The sequence below is a fragment of the Nocardia vinacea NBRC 16497 genome, from assembly GCF_000308835.1.
Classification (GTDB): Bacteria; Actinomycetota; Actinomycetes; order Mycobacteriales; family Mycobacteriaceae; genus Nocardia; species Nocardia vinacea.
In genome coordinates, this window is sequence record NZ_BAGN01000053.1 from 1 (window position 1) to 12754 (window position 12754).

At 66.5% G+C, this 12754-nt stretch carries 10 protein-coding genes and 2 pseudogenes; 6 read left to right on the plus strand and 6 right to left on the minus strand.

The annotated features are described in order from the left end of the window. Positions 1-409, minus strand: a pseudogene (locus ON44_RS06310) (hypothetical protein); the annotation flags it as partial. 152 nt (positions 410-561) lie between these two features. Here ON44_RS06310 and ON44_RS06315 point away from each other — a divergent pair. From ON44_RS06315 to ON44_RS06330, 4 genes are all read left to right on the plus strand, one after another. After that, entirely contained in the window at positions 562-3147 is a 2586-nt protein-coding gene (locus tag ON44_RS06315) for an AAA family ATPase (RefSeq protein ID WP_040686963.1), read from the plus strand. Between the two features lie 55 nt (positions 3148-3202). Next, complete coding sequence (locus ON44_RS06320) at positions 3203-3919, plus strand: response regulator transcription factor (RefSeq protein ID WP_040686965.1); 717 nt, start codon at positions 3203-3205, stop codon at positions 3917-3919. 70 nt (positions 3920-3989) lie between these two features. After that, a complete protein-coding gene (locus ON44_RS06325) occupies positions 3990-5489 on the plus strand; it encodes a sensor histidine kinase (protein ID WP_051181626.1) in 1500 nt (499 codons plus the stop codon). 65 nt (positions 5490-5554) lie between these two features. Further along, positions 5555-7507, plus strand: a complete 1953-nt coding sequence (locus ON44_RS06330) for a GMC family oxidoreductase N-terminal domain-containing protein (protein WP_040686966.1) — start codon at positions 5555-5557, stop codon at positions 7505-7507. Between the two features lie 89 nt (positions 7508-7596). Here ON44_RS06330 and ON44_RS06335 read toward each other — a convergent pair whose 3' ends face one another. From ON44_RS06335 to ON44_RS06345, 3 genes are all read right to left on the minus strand, one after another. Beyond that, positions 7597-8055 (minus strand): DUF8820 family protein, encoded by a 459-nt coding sequence (locus ON44_RS06335; RefSeq protein ID WP_085998487.1) that lies wholly within the window; start codon positions 8053-8055, stop codon positions 7597-7599. A 15-nt stretch (positions 8056-8070) separates the two neighbouring features. Then, complete coding sequence (locus tag ON44_RS52345; RefSeq protein ID WP_245567028.1) at positions 8071-9306, minus strand: DUF6745 domain-containing protein; 1236 nt, start codon at positions 9304-9306, stop codon at positions 8071-8073. A gap of 168 nt (positions 9307-9474) precedes the next feature. Beyond that, complete coding sequence (locus ON44_RS06345) at positions 9475-10176, minus strand: NAD(P)-dependent oxidoreductase (RefSeq protein ID WP_040686970.1); 702 nt, start codon at positions 10174-10176, stop codon at positions 9475-9477. Between the two features lie 98 nt (positions 10177-10274). Between ON44_RS06345 and ON44_RS06350 the strand changes: the two genes are divergently transcribed. Then, positions 10275-10991 (plus strand): TetR/AcrR family transcriptional regulator, encoded by a 717-nt coding sequence (locus ON44_RS06350; protein ID WP_040686972.1) that lies wholly within the window; start codon positions 10275-10277, stop codon positions 10989-10991. Between the two features lie 21 nt (positions 10992-11012). Here ON44_RS06350 and ON44_RS06355 read toward each other — a convergent pair whose 3' ends face one another. After that, positions 11013-11327, minus strand: a complete 315-nt coding sequence (locus ON44_RS06355) for a hypothetical protein (protein WP_040686974.1) — start codon at positions 11325-11327, stop codon at positions 11013-11015. Positions 11328-11482: 155 nt separating this feature from the next. Between ON44_RS06355 and ON44_RS06360 the strand changes: the two genes are divergently transcribed. Further along, on the plus strand, positions 11483-12073 hold the full coding sequence (locus tag ON44_RS06360) for a short chain dehydrogenase (RefSeq protein ID WP_040686977.1): 591 nt from the start codon (positions 11483-11485) through the stop codon (positions 12071-12073). Between the two features lie 27 nt (positions 12074-12100). Here ON44_RS06360 and ON44_RS06365 read toward each other — a convergent pair. Continuing rightward, positions 12101-12754: pseudogene (locus ON44_RS06365) on the minus strand (polynucleotide kinase-phosphatase); the annotation flags it as partial.

The window sequence follows — 12754 nt, forward strand, 5'->3', positions numbered from 1 at the left end:
ATTCGGCGGCCCGCCGATCCAGCTGCGGCACAGACAGTTCGGCGATCTCCAGATTGCCGCCCGCAGCCGCGAAGTCGGCCAGCCAGCGCGCGAACACCGTCCGCTGGTCGACACTCTGCGCTGGTTCGCTGAAGCGTCCGGCCCACCCGGACACCAGGTTGCGGTCGATGACCAAGCTGAACCGGATGCCTTGGATCCGGGGCGCGATCGAGCGCCAAATACCTAGCCCCGCTCGAGTTTCGAGGTCCAACGTCGGCTGGAATTTCACCTGTGTGCTGGTCACCGAGCCGGACAGCACCGCGGCCGCGTCGCGATCGGTCACCAGGGTGACCGGGATGCCGCTGTGCCACAGCCGCAGTGCCAGCGGTAGGCCGCACTCGCCCGCGCCGAGTATCTGAATTCCGCGCACGTGAAATCCTTCCGATGGTGAATTCGCTGGACTCAGCTTCGCGACATAGGTAGGTCACGGGCATCGGGTGCAACCACGAATGTTTCAGATATCGCGCGGCGACGGTTGGACTCTGGCTGCTCGGCGACGACCGGCTGACTACTGTGCTCACCATGACCGGGCGATATTCATCGAGCCTCGGATCACTGCCGACGGCCGTCAGTGATTTCGTCGGACGCGAACGGGAGCTGGACAAGATCGCGAAGCTGCTGCTGGATTCGACGCGCCTGATCACCTTGATCGGTTCGGGTGGTATCGGCAAGACTCGCCTTGCCACCGAGGCGGTACACCGCTATCACAAGGCTCGTCGGGTTCCCGTCCATTGGGTTCGGCTGGCCCGGCTGGCCAGCGGGGCCGATAAATCGGCGGTCGAGGACGAGGTCGCGCAGGCGATCGTCGATGCGGACTTCTCTGATCGCTCGGTATGGGCCGCTCTGGTCGACACCCTCACTCGTTCCGACGCCGTCGGCCATCGACTGCAGACGATCCTGGTGATGGACAATTGCGAGCACGTTTTGGACGGGGCCGGGCGATTGATCGCCGAACTACTCGACGCGGTGCCGGGGTTGACGGTGCTGGCCACCAGTCGCGAGGCGGTCAGCTGGGTCGATGAGCAATTGGTGCCGATCGGTCCCTTGTCTCGGGAACAGGCGCTCGGACTGTTCCGCAAGCGAGCGGAGCTCACCGGACGTGCCATCGCCGATGATCAACTCGCGCTGGCCGATTCGATCTGCCGGCATGTGGACAACCACCCGCTCTACATCCGGCTGGCCGCCGCCCGCCTGCGACACCAACCGTTGCCGATGATTCTGCGCGATCTCAGCGGCGAGGACAGCGATCGGCGGCTGCGGTGGTCGCGCGGTCCGCGCGTCGGCACCGAGGAACGGCATCAGGGCATCCGGGATGTCATCGCATGGTCCTACGACCTGTGCACGGACCAGGAACGCCTGCTCTTCGATCGGCTGTCCGTCTTCGCCGCGGGCTACGACGTGGATCCGGACGATGAATCCGATACGTCCGTTCACGATGTCGGTGCGGAGCTGGACGCGATCGAGGGTGTCTGCGCCGATCTCGACATCGCCGACGGCGACCCGCGAGTCAGCATCGCGACGGACGCGATCGAAGGTCTCTTGGAGCGTTTGGCGGAACAGTCTCTGGTCTCGGTCCACCTGACTTCCGATACCGTCCGTTACTCACTGTTGGAGAGCTTCCGGGTATTCGCTCAGCAGCGATTGCGCGAGCGCTCGGCCGGCGCTGAATGGGAGCGACTGACCGCCCGGCATCGACGCTACTACCGCGACAAGGTCATGCGGGCCTGCGTCGAATGGTTCAGCCCGGCCGAGCAGGATCTGCTCGATTGGGCGCGGGCGGCCTGGGACAACTTGCTCTGCGCGATCGATGGCAGTCTCACCACCCCGGGGGAATCGGTGATCGGACTGGAAATCGCCGTCGGCTTGATCACGTTGCGTGTTCCCTTCATCAAGGGGTCGCTGCGCGAGTCTCGGCGTTGGGCCGAGCGAACTCTGGCGGCGACGCGCGAACTCGACCCACAACCCGTCGAACTCCAGATATCGGCGATGGCCCTGATCGGCTGGATCAGTATGTGCCAGGGGATGCACGACGACGCAGAGCGGATGCTCGAGGAGTGCGTCGCCGCATGCGTGACAGATCCAACGGCACGGGCGAACTGGCGTCATGCCCCCGAGCGTGATCTCGGTCTGCCCGCGCCCGTCGAGTTCACGCGCGGTAGCGAACTGATGCTGGTGCAGAGTGACGCGCGTGCGGTAGCGGTGCTGGGGTGCGCTCGGGAGAAGTTCACCGCTCGTGGCGATCTCGGTGGTGCGGCCATGAGCGAGCTGTTCGAGGCACTGGCCGCCGGTTTTTGTGGCACCGCGGCGCAGGCCATCGAGATTGCCCGGCGCCATCTCGACAACGCCACCGCGGCGGGGGCGCGCTGGGCGAAATCCTGGGCCGAATTGGCGTGGGCGATCGCCCTGACCAAATATGGCGATCCCGAGGAAGCGCTCGCGGTTGGGCGCTCCGCGTTGGCGGATCAGGTCGCGATGCGTGACCAATGGGGTGCGCTCTGGGCGGTACACCTCCGGATGTGGACGCTTGCCCGCATGTCGGCCGATGCGCGTCCGATGGACGGCGCTGCCTCGGAGCTGGTGATTGTGCGGGCCGCCGAAATCGCCCTGCTGGGCGGTGGAGTCGCTACCTGGCGGCAGCGCTTGGGCGTGAACATCGCGAACCTGGGGCCATTCGAAACCGAAACCGACAACGCTATCGGCATCGCACGGGAGGTGCTCGGACACAAGCTGTTCGAAGCCACTCAGCGCGAGGGGGCCATGCTGCGGCCGGAGCACGGTGAGGTAGCGCGGCTGGCGTTGGGCACGTTGTCGATGGCCAAGTTGGAGGTGGACCATCCCATCCGGCGCGACCGCCCGTCACCCTGGCAGGAATTGTCGACCGCTGAACAGGAGGTGGCCACGCTCGCGGCGGCGGGCTGGACCAATACGGCGATCGCGGCCAGTCGCGGCAGTTCGTTCAAAACCATAGACGCACAGATGGCCTCGATCTTCCAGAAGCTGACGATCACATCGCGAGCCGACATCATCACGTTCGTGCCTGCCGATCGGCAAAGTTATGTCACGAATGCGGCCGCGCGTCGACCGAAACGTGCGCATCGCGGCCGCTGACCGGCGAAAGCGACTTGGGCGATGCCCGGTGGACGGGGCGGCATAGTGTGTAGACGTGCCCGACCGTGACACGTCACCGGCCGCGACCGTTCTCGTGGTCGACGATGAGCCCAACATTCTGGACCTGCTCTCCGCCGCGCTGCGGATGAGCGGATTCGACGTGCATACCGCCGCGAGTGGGTACGCGGCGCTGGCCGTGGCGGCGGCGCATCCGCCGGACATCGTGGTGCTCGACGTGATGCTGCCGGATCTCGACGGCTATGCGGTGGCGCGGCGGCTGCGGGAGTCCGATAGTCAGGTGCCGGTGTTGTTCCTGACGTCCCGGGACGCGGTCGAGGATCGGATCGCCGGGCTGGCTGCCGGCGGCGACGACTATGTGACCAAGCCGTTCAGCATTGAGGAGGTCCTGCTGCGGCTGCGCGCGATTCTGCGGCGCACCCTCGGACCGGAGTCCGCCGACGATCGGGTGCTCGAGTACGCGGACCTGAAACTGGATGTCGACGCGCATGCGGCATACCGGGCGGGCACCGAGATCTGGCTGTCGGCCACCGAATTCAGCCTGCTGCAGTATCTGGTGGTCAACGCCGAGAAGGTGGTCAGCAAGCAACAGATCATCGATCGGGTGTGGAGTGCGGAGACCGGGCGCGACGGGCGGGTCGTGGAGACCTTCATCAGCCAGCTCCGGCGCAAGGTCGATGCCCGGAATCCGCCGCTGATCCACACGATTCGCGGTGTCGGCTACACCCTGCGGCTCGGCGGCGGGCGTTCGTGAGCGAGCGAGCAATCAACGCAGCCGGGCATCGCTCGGTCATGGCGGAGCCGAGCGCCGGTGAGGCGGAGTCATGAACGGGCGCCGGGTGTGGAATCGGGCTCGCCGGTTGACCTTACGCACCCGGCTGCTGCTGGCCCTTGTCGCGGTTGCCGGTATCGGAATGGCCGCCTTCGGGCTGCTCAGCGTGACCATGTTGGATCGCGCGCTGCTCGAGCGGGTGGACGACCAGCTGAATCACGTTGCCAGCGATATGACTTCGACCAAGCGGCCGCCGCCGCCCCCGCCCTCCGGCCCGCCGGAGTACGAGCAGTTGCCTTCGGATTTCCGGCTCATGTTCTTCGATGTCGACGGGCATCAGATCGGCAAGCTCGGCGCACCGGCCCAGTTGAGCACCGTGCCCGCGTTGCCCGCGATGGACGCGGCATCGGTGCGCGCCCGCGCGAGTACCGCGTTCACGGTCGGCGACCAGAAGAGCGATATCAGTTGGCGGGTGCGCACTGTCGTGCAGCCGGCGACCGAATGGCAGCCCGATGGCGGTACCGTCGCGATCGCGATGTCGCTGGCGACCACCGAGGCGACCACTGGCAACCTTCGTACGATCGAGTTGGTGGCGGGTGCGACGCTATTGCTCGCCATCTGCGTGATCGCGGCGGTCCTGGTGCGGATCGGCCTGCGACCGCTGACCCGAATCGAGCACACGGCCGAGGCGATCGCCGCCGGGGATCTGGATCGCCGTGTCGCACAGACCGATCCGCATACCGAGGTCGGTCGGCTCGGCTCGGCGTTCAATGTGATGGTCACCCGGCTGTCCACGGCACTGCGCCAGCTCGCCGATTCCGAGCAGCGGATGCGGGCGTTCATCGCCGACGCCTCCCATGAACTGCGCACCCCGCTGACCTCCGTGCGCGGCTACGCCGAGCTGTATCGGCGCGGTGGTGCGTCCGACGAGGTTGGCGTGCGCGAGATGATGAGCCGGATCGAGGGCGAGGCGATCCGGATGGGTGTGCTCGTCGACGACCTGTTGCTGTTGGCCAAATCCGATCAGGAACGGGCGCTGGATCTGGCGGATGTCGACCTGGTGGTGCTCGCGATGGACGTGGTGCGCGACGCCGCTACCCGAGCCCCTGATCGTGACATCGGTCTGGAGAGTTCGGATGATCCGGTTCGGGTGGTCGGTGACGAGCATCGATTGCGGCAGGTCGTGACCAATCTGGTCAATAACGCGCTGGTGCATACGCCGTCCGAGGCGTCGATCACCGTCACCGTCGGGATCAGAGCCGCGGCCGCGTTGACCGATCCGGTCGCCGCCGAAGCGGGTGCGGTACTGCCCGACGTATCCGAATTCGCCGTACTCGATGTGCACGACGACGGACCCGGCATCGCGCCGGAGAACGCCCCGCGGATCTTCGATCGCTTCTACCGGGCCGCGGAATCGCGGTCCCGCACCGGCGGTTCGGGACTCGGACTCGCCATTGCCGATGCGATCCTCGGCGCGCACGGTGCCCGGATCCAACTGTTGCGTACGCCCGGTGCGGGTGCGACCTTCCGGATCCTTTTCGCCGTTTCCTGATCATCGGCGGATTCGACGCGAATGGGTTAAGTTAATGACCGTTCTGTTTTCGGGGTAGGAGAACGATGGCGTTGACCCTTGCCGAGCGCACGACGCTCGGCCACATCTGTGACACGTTCGCGCCAGGGGACGGTGCGGGGTTGCCATCCGCGTCACGGCTGGGAGCCGTCGACGCAGTCGAGCAGTTGCTCGCACGCAACCCGAGTGCGGCGGAGCGTCGCGCTTTCGAAACCCTGCTGCGGGTGTGGAATTCCCGCGGGTTCGGGTTGCTGATCGGGGCCGGTCCGCGCAGGTTCGCCGATCTGACCCAGGATGAACGCGAGCAGGCCATGGTGCGGCTCGGCGACTCCCGGCTGGGCCGCAAGCGCGCGGTCTTCCAGGCCCTCAAGGGCGCGGCGTTGACGGCGTACTACGCGACGCCCGGTTCGACCGGGGCCAATCCGGCCTGGCAGGAGATGGGATTTCCGGGCCCGCTCGGCGCCTTTGCCGATGCGCCGAAGCCCGCGCTTGCTCCGGTCCGGCCGACCGGTGATACGACGCTCGATTGTGATGTGGTGGTGGTCGGATCCGGTGCGGGCGGCGGCACCGCGGCGGCGGTGCTCGCGGTGGCCGGGCTGGATGTCGTGGTTGTCGAACGCGGCGGGTACTACGACGACGCGGACTTCGGCTCCGGCGAACTCGCCGGACTGCTGAACCTGTACGCCCCTGGCCCGGCGACCACGCAGGAGGGGCAGCTCGGCCTGGTCGCCGGATCGTGTCTCGGCGGCGGCACGGTGGTCAACTGGACCACTTCGTTCCGCACGCCGGACGATGTCCGCGAGGAATGGGCGAGCCTGGGCGTCAAGCAGTTCGCGGCCGACGAGTACACCGAGGCGTTGGACGCGGTGGTGGCCAGGCTCGGTGTCAACGGTGAACACTCCGGTGCCTCCGGACGCGACACCGTCCTGGAACGCGGTCTGCGCGCACTGGATTGGCATGTCGATGCGATGCCGCGCAATGTGCGCGATTGTGATGCCGGAATCGAATGCGGCCGTTGCGGTTTCGGATGCCGTATCGGTGCGAAACAGTCGGTGGCCAAGACCTGGCTCGCCGATGCCGCCGAGCACGGTGCCAGGCTGCTGATCGATACCGAGGTGCGCGCGATCACGCTGCGGGAAGGCAGCGCGAGCGGGGTCGAGGCCGTTACGTCGCAAGGCGACGCGGTCACCATCCGAGCCCGCGCGGTGGTCGTCGCGGCGGGTGCGATCCAGACACCGGCGCTCCTGCGCCGCTCCGGAATATCCGGCCGGAATATCGGCCGCTACCTCCGACTGCATCCGGCCACCGCGGTCTTCGGCACCTTCGACGAGCAGATCCGGCCGTGGGAGGGCGGCATGCAGACGCGATACTCCTCCGAGCATCGTGACCTGGACGGCCACGGGTACGGCGTGATCTACGAGACCGGGCCGTTGACGCCCGGTATGACGGTCGGGTTTCTGAATTGGACCGGCGCGGCGCAGCACCGGGCGATCATGCACAACCTCGCGCATACTGTCGCCGTAGGTGTGATCACCCGGGACCGCGACCACGGCACCGTATCGGTCGACCGTGCGGGCGATGCGGTGGTCCGCTACCGCCTGTCCGGATACGACCAAGCGCATATGCATGCCGGAATCACGGGTGCGGCAAGGATTTTGGAAGCTGCGGGGGCGCTGCGCATTTTCTCCGGGCATCAGTCTGGTCCGGTCTACGAACCCGGTGCCGCAGGCTCACACGACACCTTCGTCGCCGAATGCCTGCGTGCCGGTTACGATCCCGGCCGCTGCGCGATGGGTGCACTGCACATTATGGGCTCGGCGCGCATGGGCGGCTCGCGCGCGGATTCGGCCACCGATCCGGATGGCGTGGTCTGGGATGTGCCGAATGTCGTTGTCGCCGACGCCTCCTGCTTCCCGACCTCGTCGGGGGTGAACCCGATGGTCAGCATCGAAGCCATCGCGTATATGAACGCCTCACGTCTGGCCGCGCGACTGGCCTGAGCGTTGCCCGGCCGGTCGGCGTGCCAGATATGGCGGAGGCCGCACCCCTTGTGGTTTGTGTACACCTGAGACAGGGGTGCGGCTGTCGCTCAGTCGGCGATGAGGTGGTTCAGCGAGCGGCCGAGGCGTTGGGTGCCGCGTTCGCGTTGGCGGCGAATCACATAGCGCCCCGGGGCGATTGCGCTGGCACCGTGTTCGGGATGGATGAGGTAGGCGACCACGCGGGTGTCGAGCAGGCCGAGGGCGAGGTCGGTGGTGTCGCGGATGCCGGTGGTCCAGGTGCAGATGCCCGGGTCGGCGACCAGGCTGTGCGGATTGCCGCCGGCACCGCTGCGCAGCAATTCCAGGCCGGTGGTCGGAATGTCGCGCCATCGGGCGAAAGGCCCTTCGGTGATGGCATTTCGGACGAGCGCGTGTGGAATCACGATCAGATCGCCTTGGGCTTGGATGCCGTCGGTGATCGGGATGGTCATTTCGAGTTCGAGATGGTCGAGCACCTCGAATCCGGTGCGGGCAGTGAGGTCGGCGAGGGTCATGGTCATAGGAATCACCTTGGGGAAGAGTTAGGTTCGGCGGACGAGTTGGGCGTACTGGTCGCCACTGAGTCCGTAGGTCCAACCGGCGGCGGCCACCGGGTCATCGATCCACTCCGGCACATTGAGTCCGTAGCGGCGGCGGTGTCCGTCTCGTTCGAGTGAGCCGTTCACCGCGAGCAGCACGCGCAGCCGTCTGCCCCATTCTGAGGGGGCATCGTAGAGCCGCAGTTTGGATCCTGGATTGCCCGGATCATCTTGTTCCGCAACGAGTTCCAGCTGGGCACGGGCTACGTACACATCCCAGCCGATCCGTTCGATCGCGCAGCGGCGCACCTCGATATTGCGTTCGTCGCGAATGCGTTCGGGGGTCGGATCGAGCACCACCCAGTCCGGGACGACGGCGCCGTGCTGGACGTAGACGTGGTTGCCATCGGCGAAGCTGATCGCAGGCAGGTCCCGATGATGCAGTCTGCGTTCGTTGTGGTCGGCATTCGGTGTCGGCTCGGTGTGAATGGCGGTCGGTCGCTCGGCCATGACACACACCGGCCCCAATGACCACCACCAGCCGGTGGACCGGGTCAACGCCATCTGAATATCGAGCAATACCAGGTCATCACCACGAAAGACGGTCAACTCGGCCTGTCGGATCGCATCGTAGTAACCGACCCGATAGGCATCCTGCTGGCCGTACCAGGCGAGGCCGAGCACCTCGCGCGCATTGTCGGGTATCAGTGTGCGAATCGCGGCCGCCACCCCGTCGGACAATGAGGTGCGCAACGAATCCTGTACGGCGAGTGTGAGAATCAGCTCGACCGGCACACCTGCCTGCGCCGCTTCGTCCGGTGGCAAAGTCCAGATGGCTTCCCGCTGTGCCGGATTCAGCCACGGTCGCTGCCGCCCGTTGCGCAGCCGCCCGTCCATGCGATGCCGGGATGCCGACAACAGGGTCGCAATCCGACCCGTCGGCGGTAGTTTCTCGCTTTGCCGAGGCTGCCACGCCCCGGGATCGAGCCCGCTCGCCGCGGCTACCTCGACTGCCGCGACCGGCGAGTCGACCCACACGAACTCCGGTTCCGGTTCGCCGATGAGCCCATACAGCTCGGTGACGGCCGCTTGCGCGGTGGGTCGATCGGAGGGTTCGGCGCGCAATCCGTGTTCCAACCACTCGTCGCGCAGCAGACATGCCGACGCAACGCGTTCCGGAACAGGGATTTTGCGACCGAGAAAGGAAGTGCGGCGACGAGCCGCTGGTGAATTTGCCACGGCGCTCACCCGATGGTGGCGACGTCGGCCTTTCCGCTAGTCATGGTCACCGATGGTGGCAGGTGTGCGGCGTTTCCGCAAGGCCCAGTCGATCGCGCGGGCGGCCGGCGCAAGCTGAAACGCGAAAGCTGAACTCCCGCACCGGATATCCGGTGCGGGAGTATCCGGTCAGTATCCGATTGTGAAGCGGCGCTGGATGAATCGCGGCAGTTCGGCCTCGTCGAGTAGCGCGACCGCGGCATCCTCGATGGAGATGCGGCTGTGGCCGTCGGTATCGCGGACCGGCTGGTCGCCGCCGACGCGGTAGCGCCCGGTGCGTTCGCCAGGGGCGATCAGTTCGGCTGGGCTGAGGTAGGTCCAGAGCCGATTCGAGGTGCGCAGGATATCGAGGGCGTCGCGGTGGCCGCGTACCGCGGCGGCGTACTCGCGGGGGAGGCCGAGTCCTTCGAGGGTGTCGGCGAGGCGTTGGTCGTCATCGGCGGTGACTCGGCCGGGCTCGTACTCCAGACTCCCCGCGCCGCCGACGACGATCAGCCGCGTGCGCGGGTGCGTGTGCAGTGCATCGAGCATAGAGCGAGCGGCACTCGCGTAGACCGTCGGATCGGCGATGGAGCGCGCGACGGTGTCATTGAAATCCGCTGCCGCATTTCCCGGTTGGTAGCAGCTGATCAGGACGTCCATGCCGGGGAGGGCCGCGGCAATGGCTGCGCTGTCGAAGATATCGAGGCTACGCCAGGTGACGTTCGGCTGGCTGGTGGTGATCTGGCCGGCGTCCCTGGTGAACGCCGTGACGTGGTGGCCGCGGGTGACGGCCTCGGTGAGTACCCGCTGGCCGATATTGCCGGTCGCGCCGACGATTCCGATGAACATGGTTCTCCTCGAACTGATTGATACGGCGTGTAGAAACTATACGCTGTGAAATATTTGAGCAATGTCAAGTTTTCTCACACGGCTGTAGAGTTGCCGCCGTGGGCACTGCGACGCCGAGCCGGCGGGAGTTACGACGCTTCGAGACGACAGCGGAGATCAAGCAGGTCGCGCTCCGGTTGATGGCCGAGGGTGGACCGGGCGCCATTACGCTGCGGGCGATCGCGCGCGAAATGGGCATGACCGCGAACGCCGTCTACAGCTACTTCCCGACCCGCGACGACCTGATCACCGCGCTGATCAACGATGTGTACTCCGAACTCGCCGATGCGGTCGAGGCTGCCCGCGATGCCCGTCCCACAACCGATGCCTCCGGTCGAATCCTCGCGTGGGCCTGCGCATTTCGTGATTGGGCGTTGGCGAATCCGGCCGGGTTCCGCCTCATCTACGGCGATCCGGTGCCCAACTACGAGCCTCCCGAGGGCGGCGCGGCCCCGGACGCGGAGCATCGAGTGTGCGCCGGTCTGACCGGTTTGGCCGCAGGCGCCTGGCCGCATGCCGAAAACCTGTACGCAGACAACGGTTTCGAGTGGTCGGACTTCGAGCCGAAACTCGTCGAGGAGGTCAAGGCGGAGTTTCCCGGCCTACCGCCCGCCGCGGTCGCGATCGCCCTGCGCATCTGGGGTCACCTGCACGGCCTGGTCTCCTTGGAAATACTCGGCCACCTGCGCTCGCAGACCACCGATCCGGCAAAGCTCTACCGCAACGAAATCCGCCACCTCATCCGTTCCCTGGGCCTGAAGCCACCCGAGGCCTGAGGCCCTGCTCCGACAGCCGTATCAGCTGGCGGCGCGAGTGTCGTCCAGCGTGTCGACGGACTGATCGCCGATGGCCGCGCGGGCGGCGCGTTCGGTGAGGGCGGCGAGGAAGGGGAGGCGGGCGTCGCCGAGGGACATCGCGTGGTTGCCGAGGTGGTTGGTGACGAAGCCGATGCCGAGACCGAGTCCGGGATTGGCGATACCGCCGGAACCGCCGATGCCGAAGTGACCGAGGGCCTGGCGGGTGAGGCGGGTGCCGACGATGGCGCGGTGGTAGCCGAGTGCGAAATGCGGTGGGGCGCCGGGGACGTAGTCGTAGCGGCTGTTCGGCGGCATTTCCGCGATCCGGCGCTGTCAGATAACGCCACACAGGCTGCTGCTAACAGTTGCAAGCAGCCTGCTAACTTACTGTAACCAGCGTTACGTGATAGATGCAATGGCACGTATCGGTGGGCGGAATAGGGTGCGGCCCGACGAGGTTGGGCTGACCCGTGAAGATTGTTGTGATCGGTGCTACCGGAACCATCGGCTCGGCCCTCGTCGACGCACTCGAGGCGAACCCGGATCATCAGGTTGTTCGCGCTTCGCGGCGCGGACCGGTCCAGGTCGATCTGGCCGATCCCGGGTCGATCGCCGGGTTGTTCGATGCGGTGGACAATATCGACGCGGTCGTCGCCGTAGCCGCCAGCGGTCAACTCGCAGAACTCGCCGACCCGACCGACAGCGAGTACTTCCTCGGTCTGGAAGGCAAATTCCTAGGCCAAATTCACCTGGTCCGCCACGCTATCCGGCACCTCAATGACGCCGGATCCATCACGCTCACCAATGGCATCTCGACCTTCTCCGAGCCGGGCCTGTCCTTCGCGGCCGCGGTCAATGCGGGTCTCGGTGGCTTCGTGCCCGCGGCGGCGCTCGAGCTGCCGCGCGGAATCCGCTTGAATTCGGTGAGTCCGGGCTGGATATCGGAGACTCTCACCGCGCTCGGGCGTGACGGTTCTACGGGCACTCCGGTGGCCGATGTTGTCCGGGCCTATGTGGAGCTGATCGAGGGATCTGCCCACGGCCGGGTGGTCGAGCCATGACCAGGTACCGGCCGCGGGGGTGATCCTTCACAGGCGTGGGTCGACGGGCTCCGATTCGAGGGCGAGGACCGCGAACACCGCTTCGTGCACGCGCCACAGCGGTTCGCCTGCGACGAAGCGGTCCAGCGCTTCCAGGCCCAGCGCATACTCGCGCAGCGCCATCGAGCGCTTGCGGCCCAGACCGCGGGTGCGCAACCTGTGTAGGTTGTTGTCGCGCAGGTACTCCGGGCCGTAAATGATCCGGAGGTATTCGGGGCCGCGGCATTTCACGCCCGGCTGGACCAGGTGGTCGCCTTCGTTACGGACCATCGCGCCGTACGGCTTCACCACCATGCCCTCGCCGCCCGCCGTGGTCAGCTCGGTCCACCAGCTGGTGGCGGCGGCTTCACTGTCCGGATCGGTCAGATCGACGATCGTTCGCCCGGTCGGGGTGAACAGGTCGGCATCGGCGGCGACCAGCCGATCGACCGCCGACAGATGCCAATCGTGGTCGCGCACTGCGTAATTGATGCCCGCACCGGCCAGGATCTGGAACGGTGCGATGCGCAGACCGGCCAAGCCGTCGACCGGCCAGCAGTAGCGGCCGTAGGCGGTGGTGAAGGCCGCCGCGTCGGTCTTGCGCGCGGCGGTGCGGTCCGCGAGATCGGTTACCTCCAAGCCGCGGGCTGCGACGTCGGCAAG